Below are 17921 nucleotides of genomic sequence, written 5' to 3'. Positions count from 1 at the left end.
CTTACATTTATTGCGGTTTTTATCAAAACAATAGTAATTTTTTTAAAGGGAGGGATACGACTCAAGAATATTCTCCCCCCCCCAAAAAAAAATATCCACCGCTAATGCGGTGGCTTTCAAAATTTACTTTAGGCCTATTCCCGATACTCCTCAACAAATATAACTTTTGAGGCGCTATCGGGAGACAAAAGCGTCTGACGTTTTATTATCATATCCTTGATTGGCTCCACATATTCTTTTCTTTCAACCAATATTGCGACAACATCATCATCTTCGAATGTGAGATTTTCAGATGGGGGCAAGTGATCAGGAGCATCCGGCTTAAGCAGAGCATCAACTCCTAGATGTTTTACAGAGCGCCATTCTCTTTCATTATACAGAATTTTATCCGGATGAAATCCTGAATTCGGATGAGTAAAATCTTCCGTATAATTTCGTTCAAAAGCATCCCGTCGCTCCAATTCATCATAAAGTGACTCCAAAAGAAATGCCACACGTCCCTTCATTTGTTCGTAAAAATCCTGAAATTTCGCATCAACAATAGCTTTTTCCATCTCCGCAAACGTATCTAATTCATCCTGAATTTCCCGTGCAAATTTTGGATCAGCAGCATTCTTTTGAACAACTGATTGCATTCCTTTTAAAGATCCATTGCATATATACTTTTGAAGAACTATTTCCTTAACAAAGCTATCAGCCAATTCGTAACCACTAGTCTCAAGCATTTCTCTATGAGTAGTTTTTGTCTGCATATATCTATCAGACATTCCTACGCTTGTACCATTAATATATCTAACCGGCGAGATTTCTTTCCTTATGCCCCATTCTTTTGTCAAAACGATGCCATTATTTCCATAGCAATCACGGTGTTCTTTATTTTGCGTCCATGGAATATCACAAAAACAAACAATATAATTTTCCTGTTTAACACCATTTTTGGGCAAGGATTCTTCCCATTTATTGTATCTAAATCCATTTTGCAAAATGAGCTTTAGAACATCAAATTTACTCGTAAAATTGAACAAATTCGAAGAGGACAGGACATCTTTATCAGTAGACATCAGCAACAATTTCCTTGCCCACAATTCCAAATAACAAGACAAAAGGGGGCCTTCTTTCATCATGTTTGCATATACGCTCTTTAATTTTACATTTATTTTGTTAGGAAAACTACAACATACAAATTTATTTTTTTCATACAAGCTTCACAGTCCCATGCAAAAAAGGCATTTCCCAAACAATTAAAGCAACCAACAAAAACATCCATCAAACAGGCTTTAAAACATCCCAAATAGCCCTAAATCCGGCAAAAAAGCCAATTATTGACATTTTTGTTCTTCCTTTTTGTTTATATTTCCTTTAAACCCCTCCTTATAGGTTCAAAATGGCCGACAACAAGAAAGAAATTGAACGGGCGGAGCTGCACCGCACCATCTGGAACATCGCAAACGATCTTCGTGGCTCGGTAGATGGTTGGGACTTCAAGCAGTACGTGCTGGGAATGCTCTTTTACCGCTACATTTCCGAAAATCTGACGAATTACATCAACCAGTACCAATGGGAAGCCGGCGAAAACGACTTTGACTACGCCGACATTTCCGACAAGGAAGCGAAGCAGATCAAGGACGATATGGTCAGCGAGAAGGGGTTCTTCATGCTTCCGAGTCAGCTTTTCTGCAATGTTCTGAAAAAGGCTGCCGAAGATGAAAACTTGAATATGACCTTGGAAAGCGTTTTCAAGTATGTTGAAAATTCTGCCAAGGGTACCTCTTCGGAAGATGATTTCTCCGGCCTTTTTGACGACTTTGATGTTAACAGCAATAAGTTGGGCAAGACTGTCGCTCAGAAATGCGACAAACTCGTTAAGTTGATGAATGGTGTTGCACAAATGAATTTGGGCAACTACCAAGACAACACTATCGATGCTTTCGGTGACGCTTACGAATTTTTGATGGGCATGTATGCCAGCAACGCAGGCAAATCGGGTGGCGAATACTTTACGCCGCAAGAGGTTTCCGAACTGCTTGTGAGAATCGCCGTTCATGGCAAAAAGAACATCAAGAAGATTTACGACCCGGCAAGTGGTTCCGGCTCTTTGTTGCTTAAGGCACGCAAAATTCTCGGTCCCAATGGAGTGCGTCAGGGTTTCTTCGGCCAAGAAATCAACATCACGACCTACAACCTTTGTCGTATCAACATGTTCCTGCATGATGTAGGCTACGATAAGTTTGACATTGCTCTTGGCGACACGCTTACGGATCCGAAACATTGGGACGACGAACCCTTTGAGGCTATCGTTTCCAATCCGCCATATTCCATCAAGTGGGCTGGCGATAGCGATGCGACTTTGATTAATGACCCGCGTTATGCACCCGCAGGTGTTCTCGCCCCAAAATCAAAAGCAGACCTCGCTTTTGTAATGCACATTCTCAAATGGCTTTCAACCGATGGCACTGCCGCTGTGGTGTGCTTCCCAGGCATTATGTATCGCGGTGGAGCCGAGCAGAAAATTCGCCAGTATCTTGTAGATAATAACTTCGTTGATTGCGTTATCCAGTTGCCCGACAATCTGTTCTTTGGAACAAGTATTGCAACATGCATTATGGTTCTGAAGAAGAACAAGGCCGATAACAAGATTTTGTTCCTTGACGCAAGCGCCGAATGCATCAAGGTCACAAATTCCAACAAGTTGACAGACGACAACATCCAGAATATCGAAAACAACTGGGCGGAGCGCAAAAACAAGAAGCACATTGCGAAATTGGTAGCTATCGACGATGTGGCCGAACAGGATTACAACCTTTCTGTTTCGACCTATGTGGAGCAAAAGGATACTCGCGAAAAGGTGGACATCGTTCAGCTAAACAAGGAAATTGCGGAGATTGTCAAGCACGAAGACGAATTACGCAAGGCAATCAACAAGATTATCGCCGATTTGGAGAAATAGAAAATGGCAAAAAAATACATATACATTTTCACAAATCCATCTTTCCCCAAATATGTAAAAATAGGCGAAGCTGAAGATCCTCAAAAAAGACTAGCTACAGCGAACGCTTCAACATGGACTCCTAAAGCTTTTCGCATATATGGAACGTACCAAACAGACACAAACAATTCGGACAAGATGCTTCATGATCTCATTGACACATGCACCGATAAACTCCATGTATCAGATAAGATAAATGGTCATTTGCGGAAAAGAGAGTTTTATGAGATGTCTCCCGAACAGGCATGGAATATCTTCAAAAAAATCGCAGAAATTACTAATACAACAAAAAAATTATGGAAAAATGAAAGTTGGACAACTGATGAAATACTGGAAGACATAGACTCAGAAAATGAAGAACATAATGGTGCAATTAATTCGACCAAGCGTTTTAATTTTAAAAAATATGGTATTCCGGTCGGAACATTCATAAAGTTCAAGTACGACAGCTCTATTCAGGCAAAAATTTTATCCGACTCTAATGTTGAATATAAAGGCGAGAGTCTATCACTAAGCAGGCTTGCTGAAAAATTGATGGTAGAGCGAACGGGGAAAAAATGGAAGGGTTACCAAGGGCCAGCTTATTTCACTTATAATGGAATTGTTTTAAAAGATATTAAAGGCAAGATTAGTTCAAAAAAATGCAACAGCATTGCCGTTGAAAGCAAAAAAGGGACGCCCGAAAATAAAAAGCGATTCGATTTTCAAAAAATAGGGATTCCAGTCGGAAGTATTCTAAAATTTAAATACGATGAATCCGTTCAGGTGAAAACTCTATCAAATTCTAATGTTGAATATAAGGGTAAAGAAATCTCATTAAGTAAACTTGCAAAGCAATTGATGTCAAATCGAACCGGAAAAGAATGGAAAACCTGCCAAGGGCCAGCCTACTTTACTTATAAAGGGGTTTTGGTGACTGATGTAAAAAACAAAATCATCAGCAAACATGGGAAAAGTAAGGCAGGTGCAAAATGAGCAAAATTGATGAGATGATTAAGAAGTTTTGCCCGAACGGGGTTGAGTATAAGCCTTTGATTTCCTTTACAAAGGTTTTGCGTGGGCGCAGATTAACAAAAAACCAATTGTCTTTAAACGCCCCATTTCCTGTATTTCACGGAGGATTAGAGCCATTAGGTTTTTATTCTGAAGCGAATCGTCCTGCAAATTCCGTAATGATTATAAATGTCGGCGCATCAGCAGGAACAGTTGGCTTTTGCGATAAAGCGTTCTGGTCTTCAGATGGATGTTTTACTCTTGAATCTTCAGAAAACAATAGTCGCTATCTGTACTACGCAATTCTTTGCCAAGAAGGTTTTCTAAAGTCTCGCGTTCGAAAAGCAGGAATTCCTACACTAGATTCATGCGTTGTTGAAAAACTAATCATTCCTGTTCCTCCTTTAGAAATCCAAGAAGAAATAGTACATATACTAGATAAGTTTACGGAGCTAACAGCGGAGCTAACAGCTCGCAAGAAGCAGTATGAATTTTACCGAGACCAATTACTGTCTTTTGGGAAAGTTAGCCCCCCCCCTAACATTTGGCGCAGGCAACGAAGTAAAATGGATAACTTTAGGTGAAATCGCTTTGGTAACCAAGTTGGCTGGTTTTGAATTCACAAACTATGTTAAGTATTCCGAACAGGGTAAAATAATCGCCCTAAGAGGATTAAATGTTAAATCAGGACATTTAGTATTAGACGATGTGAAATATATTGACAATAGCGACTTTTCAAAACTTTCTAGAAGCAAACTGCACATTGGAGATATGCTTTTCACTTATGTTGGAACTGTTGGCCAAGTTGCTCTTATTGATGAGGATGACAAATACTATCTAGCTCCAAATGTATCTCTAATTCGCTTGCAAACAGACGCTGTATTACCAAAATTCATGATGTATTTCTTCAGAACCTCCCTTTTTTGGAATCAACAAATCAACAAACTTCTCCAGCAATCGTCGATGCAAAACATCCCTATGGAGAAAATTCGTAAGTTTTCAATTCCCGTACCTTCCCTCGCTACACAAAAACAAATCATTGAAATTCTCGACCGATTTGACACGCTTGTCAACGATATTTCTCAGGGAATCCCCGCCGAAATCGAGGCCAGAAAGAAACAATACGAGTTCTATAGGGACAAACTCCTGTCCTTCAAGAAAGCCGTTTAAGTCAAAACACCCCCTTTTGCCACATTTATTATATATTTAGGGCATGGAACTACCCTAAATTGGTAGTTTTGTTATAAAAACAGACCGTTTACGACGCAAGCGAAAAGAACTAATGTATAACACCGTAGCCCAAACCAGTGAATCCACAGTCGTTGCCGAATACCGGCCGATTCGTTCAAAGTCTAATGCCTATCAAAGCGAGGCCGACCTTGAACGTGAATTCATCAAGCAGTTGCAAGCGCAGGGCTACGAGTATTTAAAAATCAAATCCGATGCTGATTTAATTGCCAACCTCCGCACTAAAATTGAAACACTAAACCACTACAAATTCAGCGACGATGAATGGAAACGTTTCTATAGCCAAGAACTTGCCAACGGCAACCAAGGAATCGTAGAAAAGACCGCCACCATTCAAGAAGACCATGTAAAGACATTCAAGGATGACCACGGGCGCTCTAAGAACATCACCCTTATTGACAAAAAGAATGTCCACAACAATAGTCTTCAAGTCATCAACCAATATGTCATTGGCGAAGAACAAGGCGCAAAGCACGACAACCGCTACGATGTAACAATTCTCGTGAACGGGTTCCCACTAGTTCACATAGAACTCAAAAGACGTGGAATTTCCATCAAGGAAGCGTTCAATCAGATTAATCGATACCAGCGCGATAGTTTCTGGGCAGGGACAGGGCTTTTCCAGTACATCCAAATATTTGTCATTTCCAACGGAACGGAAACCAAATATTACTCCAACACAACCCGCGACGGGCACCTGAAAGAAATTGCCGGCAGAAAAGGCAAAGTGAAAACGAGTAATAGCTTTGAGTTCACCAGCTACTGGTCTGACGGAAACAACAAAAACATCCGCGATCTTGTTGACTTCACGGCGACATTCTTCGCGAAGCACACCCTTTTAAACGTTCTCACCAAGTATTGCATCTTTACCGAGAAAAGATTGCTTATGGTGATGCGCCCATATCAGATTACCGCAGCCGAACGCATTCTAGAACGACTTCAAGTCGCAAATACATATAAGAAGATGGGCTCAGTTGATGCGGGTGGTTACATTTGGCATACAACTGGTTCTGGCAAGACACTTACCAGTTTCAAAACCGCACTTCTAGCCAAGGACTTGCCATTCATTGATAAGGTCCTTTTCGTCGTTGACAGGCAAGATCTGGACTATCAGACGATGCGCGAATACGACAAGTTCCAGAAGGGTGCTGCAAACGGAAACAAGTCCACTGCAGTGCTTACTCGGCAACTTGAGAACCGGAACGAGAAGGGCGGTTTCCAAGAATACAAGATTATCGTCACAACGATCCAAAAACTTGGATGTTTTATCAAGCAAAACAAGACTCATGAAATTTACAACAAACATGTCGTCCTGATTTTTGACGAATGCCATAGAAGCCATTTTGGCGAACTGCATCAACGCATCACAAAGACATTCAAGAATTACCACATTTTCGGCTTTACCGGCACACCTATTTTCCCGCAAAATTCCGGAAGTGGGAAATCTCCGCTTTTAAGAACGACACAACAAGCCTTCGGTGACAAGCTCCACCACTATACAATCGTTAACGCCATCAACGATGGCAATGTTTTGCCCTTCCGCATTGACTACATCAATACAATCAAGGCTAAGAAAGGTCGTGCCGATAAGCAAGTTTCTGCTATTGAAACCGAAAAAACTCTGCTTGATGAAAAGCGTATTAGTGAAGTTGTCAAGTATGTACTGGATCATTTTGACCAGAAGACCAAACGTAATGAAACTTACGCATTGGAAGGCAAACGTCAAAACGGTTTTAATTCCATCTTTGCGACGGCTTCGATTCCTGCTGCAAAACTCTATTATAATGAGTTCAAGAAGCAAATCGCAGAGCGCAAAGCAGGCGAACCCGGCGCTGGGCTTACCATAGCAACCATCTTCAGCTATGCACCAAACGAAGAAGACTCAGGTCTTTTAGCAGAAGAAGACTTTGACACAATGGAGCTGGACCAGAGTTCCCGCGACTTTCTGGAATCCGCAATCTTCGATTACGACAAGACTTTCAAGACCAATTTTAGTGGAAAGAACAAGAACGCTAAGGTTGTCGCAAAGAAAGATGATGCGAGAAAGGGTGGCGACAAATTCGACAACTACTACAAGGATTTGTCGGAAAAGATGAAGACGAGGCAAGTCGACTTGCTTATCGTCGTAAACATGTTCCTTACTGGCTTTGACGCAACTACGCTTAACACGCTGTGGGTTGATAAGAATCTTCGTCAACACGGTCTTTTGCAAGCCTATTCTCGTACAAATCGTATTCTCAATTCCGTCAAGACATTCGGAAACATCATTTGCTTCCGTTCCCTGCAAAAAGAGACAGACGATGCAATCGCTCTATTCGGCGATAAAGACGCCGGCGGCGTAGTCCTCTTGAAAACATTCAAGGACTATTACGAAGGCTATACCGAAAAGGGCAAGCACGTAAAGGGCTACCTCGAAATCGTCGCCGAACTTGAAAGCAAATTCCCGCTAGAACTCCTCAAAAGCGGAGAAATCCTCGGCGAAAAGAAGGAAAAGGAATTTATTCAGCTATATGGCACATTGCTCCGCCTCAGGAATATTCTTAATTGCTTTGACGAATTCAAAGATGATGAATTCTCAGCAAGAGCATTGCAAGATTACCAGGGCGAATACTTACGGCTCTATGAAAAGTACACCAAAGAAAAAGGCGAGAAAGAAAGCATCAAGGACGATGTCGAATTCGAAATTGAGCTTATCAAACAGGTGGATATCACCATCGATTACATCTTGGAACTCGTCGCAAAGTACCATAAGGGCAACTGCAAAGACAAGACAATTCTTGGTGAAATCAACAAGGCCGTCAACGGATCCATTGAGCTCCGCAGCAAGAAAGAACTTATCGAAGCATTTATCGCCCGCGTCAATACAAAAACCAACGTGGATAAGGATTGGCGAGTTTTTGTTCGCGAACAACGCGACGCCGACCTAGACAAGCTCATTCAAGAAAACAAACTGAACGACGAAAAGACCCGCCAATTCCTTGCCGATGCATTCCACGACGGCACTATGAGCGATATCGGAACAGGCCTCCCCGCCCTAATGCCGAAAAAGAGTCTTTTCGCAAAGAAAACCGAAACCGCAGAAAATCGCAGCGAATTAAAGAACCGCATTTTCGCCTTGCTCAAGGGATTCTTTGACAAGTACTTCGGAATCTGCGGCTTTGAAGATGAAGCGGAAACGCCGAAGTCAGAGAATATTATCGACCTCAGCGACAGCGATATGATTCTGCGCGAAGCAAAAAGAATTGAGAAATTACCGAAATACAAAAATGTGGCGGAGAATAAGAAGGACAAGTACAAAGCATAACTCGTCTCATTAATTCAATGTGAACGAGAACAAGGCCATACAGAAAGGTTTATTAATATTATTAAGAGCATCGATAGGAGTTCTTCGCAGAAAAAAAAATGCATGCGAGAATGAAGTTGGGACATAATTATCCAAAAAACACACTCAAATAACTAAAATACTGCGTATGTACCAAGTTATCAACCAAGTTATAAATCCAGCGATTCATTTGACTATAATTGATATACCTCAAATAGACGCCGATATCAAGCAACTTATAGACGAAAATATCGTCTCTATTTGCGAAGGAGATTCAGGCGGGAGCGTTGATAACGTAAAAAATGACTTGAGACAGCTATTTGCGACAAAAGATGACAAGTGGAAAATGGGGGCAATTGCAGAATTCTTTATGCATCTGCACATTCGAACCTTGGGCTTTAAACAGGAATTTCTTTATAGAAATTTGGAAGAAGATTCTATAAAAAAAGGATTTGACGGACTTTTTTCAAAAAATTCTTTGATTTGGTTAATGGAAAGCAAGTCGGGCTCTATAAACAGCCAAAATATAACTCACGCATCAAAAATAAAAGAGGCTATGGACGATTTAAAAAATAAGGTTGCCGGAACCGGTCAAACAAATAATCCATGGAAAAACGCCTATAACCACGCATCTCATATGGATGTTAGCGCAGAATCTTCATTGCGAGCCGATTTGAAAAAATTAAGAGATGATTTTATTTCAGGACGTTATCATGATATAAATGAGTTTAATACGATTCCTTGCGGAACAATATTTCTTGATGGTGTATGGCAAACATTTAATTCCTCCAATATTATTCAAGATATAACTCAAATAACATCTCGACTTTATGGGAAAGAAGTGATTGCCATTTGCATGACGCAAAAAACGATAAATCTGTTTTTAAATTACATCAATTCATAAGGCAATACGATAATGAGTAATGAATTACACAGAATAAGAGAAATTACTCTTTTTTCAGATTGCATAAGAAAATTGACCGTATCTTCATCTGAGCTATCCTCAAGCGAAAAAACCTTTATTCTTACGGTAGCTGCGTTATTAATAAAAAAATATTCTTTGGATAAAAGACGCATAGGTTATGCCGAACTGGCGTATTACATTGTTCTGAATTATTCAATAATATATAATGATTATCTACCGTTATATGATTTTAGTATTTCTTTTGGTCTTTATCCAATATCATACGCATTAACTAAAAATGGTTTTTTATCATTTGAATCATTGGCAAATTCTTTAATAGAATCAAAAATTGAACGAGAATACAAAAATCATGGTATAGTTGAAACATTTGAGCAAAAGAAGTTTACACTTAAAATTTTGTCTTCAGAATGTTCAGAAGAAAGCTTTATCGCACCAACATCATTTGGCAAAAGCAGTTTGATTTTAGCGCATATCAAATCTACTTTTGATTCAACTAAAAAATATGCGATAATAGTTCCTTCAAAAGCATTGCTTACGCAAACATATAGGAACATTAAAGTATTAAATCTTCCAATACGAATTATTACACATGATGAAATGTACGAAGAAAGACTTCAGGGTTTTATAGGTGTTTTTACTCAAGAAAGAGCATTTCGTCTATTAAACAAGTACAGCATCTCATATGATTTCATGTATATAGATGAGGCACATCAATTATTAGAAAGAGATTCGCGATCAATCTTATTGTCTCGCTTGATTAAGTTGAATAAGAAAAGATTTTCCGGTTGCAAAATCCTGTATTTTTCGCCTCTGATTTCAGATTCTTCTAATTTGATTTTGCAGAATGGCCAAAGTATTATAGAAAACAGAATTCGCCTCAATGTCAAGGAACCTAAAATTTACGAATATCTACCAGAAAATTGCAAGCGTATATATAATAGATTTATTGATGAATTTATCACTCTTGAAACCTCTGCAAATAATATTTTTGACTATATAGATGAAAACAGGGGCGAAAAAAATTTTATTTATTTATATACACCTAGAAAAATCCAAAAATTTGCTCGGGCTTATCTTGAAAGAAGAGAACAAATTGTAGAATCGGATGCTATTGATGAAATCGTACTTAATTTAAATAGGTATGTTCATCAACATTTTTATTTGACAGATTGTATAAAAAAGGGATTTCTTTACCTTCATGGGAAATTACCCGACAGCGTAAAAGATTATTTGCTGACGAGATTTTCTCAAATTTCAGAATTGTCAACAATAATAGCCAATAAGGTCATTCTTGAAGGGATGAATTTACCAATAGACACTCTCTTTATTTTAGATGGGAACAATTTAAACCAGGCTGCATTAACGAATTTAATTGGTCGAGTTAACAGGCTTAATGAAATTTTTGCAGAACCAATTAATTTAAAGAAATTACAACCTTTGATTCATTTTGTCAATTCGGAGGAATACAACCGCAGAGATGGCAGATTGGAAAATAAAATAAAGATGCTAAAGAAAACTAATTTTATTGATGAATTAGATAATCCACTGCTACAAAAATATGAGATGCCCCTTGACGAGAACGAGCGTCAAAGTGCAAAAAAAATTCAAAAAGAAGACGAACTCTTTTTTTCAGATTCTTCTAGTGAGGTTAGCAAACTAAAAAAGAAAATAATTGAACTTGGCTTGAGTAACATCTATAAAGATGTAGACGTTGTCGCTCAGTTATTGTTCAATAATTTTACACAGCATATTTTTAATGATTTGCCAGAAGGAATCAAATCTTTGCCTATTATGGAAAGGCTTTGTTTTCTGTTTATTTCTGGAATGGAAAATTTCATTATTGATGAGGAAGTCGCTCGTTTAAAACACAATGAAGCAATCTCATATTATGAGATGTTTCTTGAAAATAGAAAAAAATCCCTTAATGAGAAAATATCAAGAGAAGTCGCTTATTTTAGAAGTCGAATAGAACGAGGAAACGCTTATTTGTATATTGGCAAAAGTTTTGGCGAAGTTTCTTATCCCTGGGCCCCACATTCAACAAGCCCTGTTTATGTTAATCTGTCTTTGAAGTCAGACCAGGATTTAATAAATCTGGCAATTATAAAACAAAAACAGGAAGAAGATTTCGTTAGTTTCAAACTTTTAATGTTTTTTCAATTGATGTTAGACTACGGTCAAATGACAAAAGATGAATATGAGCAAATACTATATGGATCCAATAATCCTATAGATATACAACTTGTGAAATTAGGGTTACCAATCAATCTAGCCGCCAAAATACGGAACGATGGGCAAATTAATAATATCTATATCGATGAAAACGGGAATATTCAATGCAATGCAGATTTTATTACATACAAAAATTCATTAGATGATTTTTTAAGATTCCAAATAGATCGGATTATATAACGTCTTAGTTTTTATAGAAATCAAAAGCCAGGGCGTTGCGGGGCTGGCGACTGAAGCCCCGCATCGAGAGGGTAGTGAGCAACGAAGTGCGAGCGAGGGGGATACCTCCCCCGCCCAATAAATTCACCCGTAATATTTCTCGTAAAAGGCCTTGAACTCCGGGATTGCGTCAACTACGGAATAGGCTGTTTTCATGTACCGGTTGAACAGTAGCGCCTTGTAGCCTTCGGGCACGCCGTCGTCTTCCCGGAATTCCTTCACGTAGCACCTGTACTCGTCAATCAGGCCTCTTTCGTCGCCCGTGATGGAATAACCTTGCTCGTAGAACCAGAGCATCGCCTTGTTCTGTTCCACGCCCTCGAAGGGATTTTCCATTTCGCCCTTGAAGTATCTGAAGAATTCGAACATACGGCTAGTCCCTTACGATAGGCATCGTAAATAATATAAATCAAAACATCCAACAGATTGTCCCGGCGCACTAAATTTTGTATATTACTCCCAGCACCAGAAAAGGTGGTATTATGGATCGCTCCCGCTTAAAAGGCGGAGCGGTCCTTTTTTTATGCAAAAGGAGCCAAAAATGAAGAAATAAGTCAGAATTTATAAATAAATCTATTTACAAATAAATAAATATATTGTATTTTAATCTATGAAGTTTAAAGAAATCTGCGATTACGCAAAGAAGAGAGGTTGGGAACTAGGGCGAATCAGCGGCGACCACCACATATTCGTGAAGCAAGGCAAGCGCCCCGTCCCAATACAACGAAACAAGCACGAGATAGAAGGCGTCTATCTCAAGCGCATCTTGAAACAATTTGACCAGTAGAGGCATCCATGAATTACGCAGCGAAAATTGAGAAAGACAAGGATATGGGTTTCGTGGTTTCGTTCCCCGATCTGCCCAACGTGAACGCGTTCGGCGACACGCAGGAGGAGGCCCTCAGGCAGGCGAAGGATGCCCTCGACGGCGCGATGGAATGCGACCTGGATCTCGGCAACACGATGATTCTCCCCAAGACAATGCCCGATTCCGACAAGGGGCTCTACCCGGTCGAGCTTTCCCCGCGAATCGAGATTGCATACAAACTATTTGAAGCGCGCAGGGGACAAAAGAAGAGCGAGGTGGCGCGTCGCGCAAACATCACCCCGCAAGCGTACCAGCGTTTCGAGACTCCGAAGGGCTCGCCTTCCGTCGAAACTCTCTACAAGCTGGCACACGCCCTCGGCAAGCAGCTCGTGGTCGAGTTCGTGTAATTACGGCATCTGAAACATCATCCCTATTGCACTCTGCAGAAAGATTATTTATATTTATCTCGATAATTCGACAATCCTCGTGACAGTCGGCATAGGCCTCTGGCCCGTACGTGCATCCGCGACGAGGCGCATCAACCTTCTTGTCGATGTTGTTGGATAGCTGGCAGGAACACGACCTGCTCAAGTGTGCGACGAAAGCCGCGCCAGGTAATGCCGGGGAATGCCCCCGCCAACAACACCGCAAGAGCATCCCCATCAAAAAATAAACCGCTAAAAGTGCAACAGCCTGTTGCATTTTCTGGCATAACTTCGCATACAGTGTGCGGGCATTTTCTCTAATATCCGGAGAAAGTGCTTAAAAAGGAATGTTTTATGAGCAAGAATATCACCATCTTGGACAAGGATTACAAAAATTGGATTGCGGAACTTTCTAGCCGCTACCGCAAGAGCCAAATCAAGGCCGCCATCAAGGTTAACACGGAACTGCTGAAATTCTACTGGGAGCTGGGGCGGGACATCGTCTCTATGAAAGCCGAAAGCAGATGGGGCGGGCATTTTATGAAAAATCTTGGCATTGATTTAAAGAAAATGAATCCGGACGCCACCTGCTTCTCGCCTACAAATTTACTGTATATGAAGAACTTTTACCTCTTGTACCAATCTTTCGTTGAATTTACTCCCCAAGTTGGGGAGCAATTGTATCAAGTACCCTGGGGACACCACAAACTTCTAATAGACAAATTTAAGCAGGTCCCGCAAAAAGCCCTTTTCTTCGTCCAACAAACTGTAGAAAAAGGCTGGAGCCGCTCAACACTCCTGAATATGCTTTCGACCGACCTGTACGAAAGGCATGGGAAGGCTTTGACCAATTTTCAGAGGACTCTCCCTGCCGAAACAAGCGAATTGGCACAGGAACTGACGAAGGATCCCTATGATTTCGCCTTCACGGGCATCACGGGGCGGCACAACGAAAAACTGTTGAAAGATAAATTGCTTGACAACATCACGAAATTTCTTGTTGAACTGGGAACGGGTTTTGCTTATGTCGGCAGGGAATACAGCCTGCAGGTAGGCAACCGCGAACAGTTTTTGGACCTGCTGTTTTACAATCTGAATCTTTCGTGCTACGTGGTGGTGGAAGTCAAAATCGGCAAGTTCGAATTCGCAGATATCGGGCAGCTTGGCGGGTACATGGTGGCCTGCAACCACATCTTGAAAAAGGAAGGGCGCGACAATCCAACCATAGGACTGCTCATATGCAAGGAAAAGGACCGCGTGCAAGCCCAATACGCACTTGAGTCAAGCACACAGCCAATCAGTATTTCAGAATACGAACTAGAACGCTTCTACCCCGAAAAGATTGAAGGGACTATCCCCACCATTGAAGAACTCGAAATGAACCTGACTTCGGGGTTTTAGGGGGCAACTTGCCCCTCCTCTTGACATTTCCACGCAAATAAGCGATATTAAAAGTATGCAGAATAAAATCAATTATAGGGAATTGAATGTCACCGTGTTCAACGACACGGCGGAACGTTGCCGCACAAACACGCGGCTCCGCGAGTCCATCGCGCAATCAAGGCGGGCGCAGAAGTTTACGGGCGAACGCGAGGGCGTCGCCATCGAGAGCCGGAATATCCATGCGGAGCGGGCCAAGGTCGTCGTTTCGCAGAAGCGCACGTTCGAGGCGGCGCAGGCGTATGCGGGCACCAGGGTCGCAGTACTCAACTTCGCATCGGCATCGAACCCGGGCGGTGGCGTCACGACGGGGGCGGGCGCACAGGAAGAATGCCTCTGCAGGTGTTCCACCCTGTACAGCTGCCTTACCGACCAAAAGATGTGGGAACTCTTCTACGAGCCGCACCGCCGCAACAGAACCGCGCTGCACACCGACGACTGCATCTACACGCCGGGTGTGACCGTGTTCAAGACGGACGTCTCGGCGCCCGAACTGCTCAGCGAAAAAGACTGGTACAGCGTGGACGTAATCACTTGTGCAGCTCCGAACCTGCGCTATGGCGACGTCACCATTACCGACGAGGCGCTCAAGCAGCTACACATAAAACGGCTCCGCCGCATTCTAGACATCGCCGTTACAAACAAAGTAGAAAACATCGTGCTGGGGGCATTCGGTTGCGGGGCGTTCATGAACAACCCGAAGGTCGTGGCGGCCGCCTCTGCCGAGGTTATCAAGGACTATCTTTTCGCCTTCAAGACCATCGAGTTCGCGGTATTCTGCCGCCCCGGATACGAACAGAACTACAGGGAATTCCGCAATTATCTAGGGTCGGAATAACCGTTATTCTTCGTCCTCATCTGCGTTCATGACGCAACGAAGGTTGTACAGGTTATCCTTTCTTGAATTCGGGAAATCATCCACCCAAATTGACCCTCCCCAGAAAGTCACCGCACTTGCGATAGTGCAAGTAAAGGGATCGTTGTCTTCTTCAACGAGCCAGAAACCGCTTCGATCCCCAATCAAATGCATGTTGAAGCCATTGGAAAGGCCGTCAGCACCGTAAGCTTCACAATAGTTATCACGGCTTCCGTCTTCATTTAACATATCCTCCTGAACCACCGAAGAACAGAAATACTCGCTTTCGTATCCATGTTCCAGAAGTCTGCGCAAACTTTTTTCCAATGCCAAAGCTTCTTTTGCGGAAGGGACATGCCACCCGGGCGGACAAAGCCCCTGGAACCCTGTCGTATCTCTGATGGCCAGCCACTTGCGATCGTAGTCGTGTCCTTTACCCATCGCTTCGGACCAGGTATAAAGGCATTCATCCCCAATACCTTTTTCACAGAGGGTGTCTTCGGGCGAATACTTCATGTTCTCCGCCATCCAAATCTGATCTCCGAATTTAATGACTTTATATGTACTAGAATCGCGCGGATCGATAATGGTCGAATCCTCGTTGATTATAGTAGAGAGCACTACAGACGAACTGCTTTCTGGCACAGTCTCGCTAGACGTGATTTCTTCTGAAGAAGAACTTGGCAATGGTTCTTCTTTTGCGCCCGATGACGAATCGTCCCCGCACGCAATCAGGGTAACGGCCAAAATGGAGCAAGCGGCAAATAAAGGATAAAATTTCATCTGTAACTCCCTATGTTAAAGCGTTTAGTATTTTAAATATACATTCTTGTTGGGGACAAAGTCTACGCCATACTCAACCGGCACCTTTCCAAGGAAACGCCCCTGCAAATCGAAAGCCTTCACCGAGCGAGACTTGAGGTCACGAGAATTGCGGACAACTTTCCTGAAAAGCGATGTCGTGCTACTCGAGCTCATTCCGTATTCGAAAGCACCGAGGTCGGGCGCTTCGCCCACAAACGGGAATCCCAAATCCTCGCCCTTGTCGATGGCGCGGCTCCCCTTCTTGAGTTTCAAGAAGCCCACGTCTGGCAGGCTGCCGTCGGCGTTGCGCGGGCCCAAGATTCCCGCGATGGTCGAGAGGTCCTTGCCGGTGACGGTCATGCTCGGGTCGTCGAGACTCTCAAAATCGTCTTCGGTCAGGTCGAGTTTCAGGTTCCAGGTGTTGTTCTCGCCGGCGGGGCATTCCACATAACGGTCGATGTTCTGGCTCGGTATATACTCCCAGCACTCCCCGACTTGCGAATTCTTGTTCGGGAAGGCGATGTTGTTCTTGAGCACGTGCGCGTTGTCGCCGGTGAGGGGCGCCACCTCGGCAATACGGTTCCCCTGCGAATCGAAGAGCGTCGATGCCATTGCAAATTCGCGGTCCTTGTTCATGTACGACGTATTGTTGAGCCACTTGCTGCCCACGCCGGTGTAGTTCGCGTAAAAGCCCGTCGCCTTATTTTTCCAGGCGGCGCAGAACTTGATGGTATGCCGCCCGCCGCCGAGGGTGCTTTCGCCCATCTTGATGCCGTGCCCGTTGCCGTTCTTCGGGTTGCCAAGTCCGTAGTCGCTGTAGCCGTTCCCCATCGCGTAGCAGTTTTCCAGCACCACGGGGAATTCCTGGTTAATGAAGTCGAAGCCGTCGTCGCTGTTCCACCAGGAACGGCACCCGATAAACTTGGTCGTATCGCCCTCGCCGGGTTTCTGGTAGTGCGCACCGAAACCGTCGGCATTTTCGCCGTCGCCCTGCCAACCCGTGGGGTCGTAGTTGTCGTGGGCGTCGCAGTTCAAGAAGATGTGTCCGCCGCCATCTGGCGCGCCGTCGTTCGCGAAGAATCCGGGGCCTGCGTTGTGGTGGCTATCAATCTGCTCCAAGAAGATGTGCTTGCTCGCGTAAAGGAAAACGCCGGAATTCGAGTTGTGTTTCATGGGCGTGTTGCGCACCTCGAAACCCTTCAGATGCAGGTACTTTGCCGAAATCACAATCGGCGAGGTATACATCGCTCCCTCGGGCGTGCCGTCGCTATGGTCCGTGCCTGCCGCCACGGGGAGGTTCGCGCCGTCAAAAATCGGACGCTCGCCCGGATAGGCCAGGTAATGGATGCGGTTGTCGTCGCTCTCGCCGCTTGCCGTCAGGAGAATTGCCGCAGTCATCTTGTACCGCGCGAAAAAGACCGTATCGCGCAGGTCGTAGATGCCGCCTCGAATCCACACGGTATCGCCCGCATGCACCACGGTATTTGCCTTGTTGAGCGTTGCGAAGGGCTTGTCCTTTGTGCCCGCGCCGGCATCGTTGCCATCGGGTGCCACGTAGTAAACGGCGCCGAAGGATTGCAGCGCCGCGAGGGCGAGCGAGAATGCAAATACTCTACTGTTCCATTTTTTCAGGCGCATGTCCGACTCCGCGAATTGTCCTAAT

The 17921-nt window shown here is 43.3% G+C and carries 16 protein-coding genes; 11 read left to right on the top strand and 5 right to left on the bottom strand.

Going from position 1 to position 17921, the window contains the following annotated elements:
* Window positions 1-134 precede the first annotated feature (134 nt).
* Window positions 135-1124 (bottom strand): abortive infection system antitoxin AbiGi family protein, encoded by a 990-nt coding sequence (locus BUA44_RS14325; RefSeq protein WP_072813392.1) that lies wholly within the window; start codon window positions 1122-1124, stop codon window positions 135-137.
* 260 nt (window positions 1125-1384) lie between these two features.
* On the opposite strand from BUA44_RS14325, the gene BUA44_RS14320 reads away from it, so the two are divergent.
* The 7 genes from BUA44_RS14320 (at window position 1385) to BUA44_RS14295 (ending at window position 11886) form a co-directional block, all read left to right on the top strand.
* Window positions 1385-2947 (top strand): type I restriction-modification system subunit M, encoded by a 1563-nt coding sequence (locus BUA44_RS14320; protein ID WP_072813390.1) that lies wholly within the window; start codon window positions 1385-1387, stop codon window positions 2945-2947.
* Between the two features lie 3 nt (window positions 2948-2950).
* A complete protein-coding gene (locus tag BUA44_RS14315; RefSeq protein WP_072813388.1) occupies window positions 2951-3961 on the top strand; it encodes a GIY-YIG nuclease family protein in 1011 nt (336 codons plus the stop codon).
* Window positions 3958-4563 carry a restriction endonuclease subunit S gene (locus BUA44_RS15135; protein ID WP_083579651.1) on the top strand — a complete coding sequence of 202 codons (606 nt, stop codon included), beginning with the start codon at window positions 3958-3960 and terminating at the stop codon, window positions 4561-4563. Before BUA44_RS14315 ends, BUA44_RS15135 begins: the two co-directional genes overlap by 4 nt.
* Window positions 4466-5149, top strand: a complete 684-nt coding sequence (locus BUA44_RS15130; protein WP_083579650.1) for a restriction endonuclease subunit S — start codon at window positions 4466-4468, stop codon at window positions 5147-5149. Before BUA44_RS15135 ends, BUA44_RS15130 begins: the two co-directional genes overlap by 98 nt.
* Before the next feature lie 112 nt (window positions 5150-5261).
* Window positions 5262-8531 carry a type I restriction endonuclease subunit R gene (locus BUA44_RS14305; protein WP_072813386.1) on the top strand — a complete coding sequence of 1090 codons (3270 nt, stop codon included), beginning with the start codon at window positions 5262-5264 and terminating at the stop codon, window positions 8529-8531.
* 166 nt (window positions 8532-8697) lie between these two features.
* Window positions 8698-9453 carry a hypothetical protein gene (locus BUA44_RS14300; protein WP_072813384.1) on the top strand — a complete coding sequence of 252 codons (756 nt, stop codon included), beginning with the start codon at window positions 8698-8700 and terminating at the stop codon, window positions 9451-9453.
* Window positions 9454-9465: 12 nt separating this feature from the next.
* Window positions 9466-11886 (top strand): DEAD/DEAH box helicase, encoded by a 2421-nt coding sequence (locus tag BUA44_RS14295; protein WP_072813381.1) that lies wholly within the window; start codon window positions 9466-9468, stop codon window positions 11884-11886.
* Between the two features lie 123 nt (window positions 11887-12009).
* On the opposite strand, the gene BUA44_RS14290 is transcribed toward BUA44_RS14295, so the two are convergent.
* Window positions 12010-12294, bottom strand: coding sequence for a hypothetical protein (locus BUA44_RS14290; protein ID WP_072813379.1), 285 nt, complete (start codon window positions 12292-12294; stop codon window positions 12010-12012).
* A 241-nt stretch (window positions 12295-12535) separates the two neighbouring features.
* On the opposite strand from BUA44_RS14290, the gene BUA44_RS14285 reads away from it, so the two are divergent.
* Both BUA44_RS14285 and BUA44_RS14280 read left to right on the top strand, forming a co-directional pair.
* Window positions 12536-12712 carry a type II toxin-antitoxin system HicA family toxin gene (locus BUA44_RS14285; protein WP_083579649.1) on the top strand — a complete coding sequence of 59 codons (177 nt, stop codon included), beginning with the start codon at window positions 12536-12538 and terminating at the stop codon, window positions 12710-12712.
* An 8-nt stretch (window positions 12713-12720) separates the two neighbouring features.
* On the top strand, window positions 12721-13140 hold the full coding sequence (locus BUA44_RS14280; protein WP_072813377.1) for a type II toxin-antitoxin system HicB family antitoxin: 420 nt from the start codon (window positions 12721-12723) through the stop codon (window positions 13138-13140).
* 131 nt (window positions 13141-13271) lie between these two features.
* Here the strand turns inward: BUA44_RS14280 and BUA44_RS15765 are convergent, their stop codons facing one another.
* Window positions 13272-13445 carry a hypothetical protein gene (locus BUA44_RS15765; protein ID WP_178348806.1) on the bottom strand — a complete coding sequence of 58 codons (174 nt, stop codon included), beginning with the start codon at window positions 13443-13445 and terminating at the stop codon, window positions 13272-13274.
* 67 nt (window positions 13446-13512) lie between these two features.
* On the opposite strand from BUA44_RS15765, the gene BUA44_RS14275 reads away from it, so the two are divergent.
* Window positions 13513-14559 carry a PDDEXK nuclease domain-containing protein gene (locus tag BUA44_RS14275; RefSeq protein WP_072813375.1) on the top strand — a complete coding sequence of 349 codons (1047 nt, stop codon included), beginning with the start codon at window positions 13513-13515 and terminating at the stop codon, window positions 14557-14559.
* A gap of 55 nt (window positions 14560-14614) precedes the next feature.
* The gene (locus tag BUA44_RS14270; RefSeq protein WP_072813373.1) at window positions 14615-15436 is read left to right on the top strand and encodes a TIGR02452 family protein; all 822 of its coding nucleotides are present in this window, start codon (window positions 14615-14617) and stop codon (window positions 15434-15436) included.
* 3 nt (window positions 15437-15439) lie between these two features.
* Here BUA44_RS14270 and BUA44_RS14265 read toward each other — a convergent pair whose 3' ends face one another.
* Both BUA44_RS14265 and BUA44_RS14260 read right to left on the bottom strand, forming a co-directional pair.
* The gene (locus tag BUA44_RS14265) at window positions 15440-16237 is read right to left on the bottom strand and encodes an FISUMP domain-containing protein (RefSeq protein ID WP_083579648.1); all 798 of its coding nucleotides are present in this window, start codon (window positions 16235-16237) and stop codon (window positions 15440-15442) included.
* 24 nt (window positions 16238-16261) lie between these two features.
* Window positions 16262-17896, bottom strand: coding sequence for a right-handed parallel beta-helix repeat-containing protein (locus BUA44_RS14260; protein WP_072813369.1), 1635 nt, complete (start codon window positions 17894-17896; stop codon window positions 16262-16264).
* Between the last annotated feature and the right edge of the window lie 25 nt (window positions 17897-17921).

It is taken from the genome of Fibrobacter sp. UWR3 (assembly GCF_900143055.1).
Taxonomy (GTDB): Bacteria; Fibrobacterota; Fibrobacteria; order Fibrobacterales; family Fibrobacteraceae; genus Fibrobacter.
Note: the sequence above shows the minus strand (reverse complement) of the source record. Positions and strands in the feature narration are given on the sequence as shown.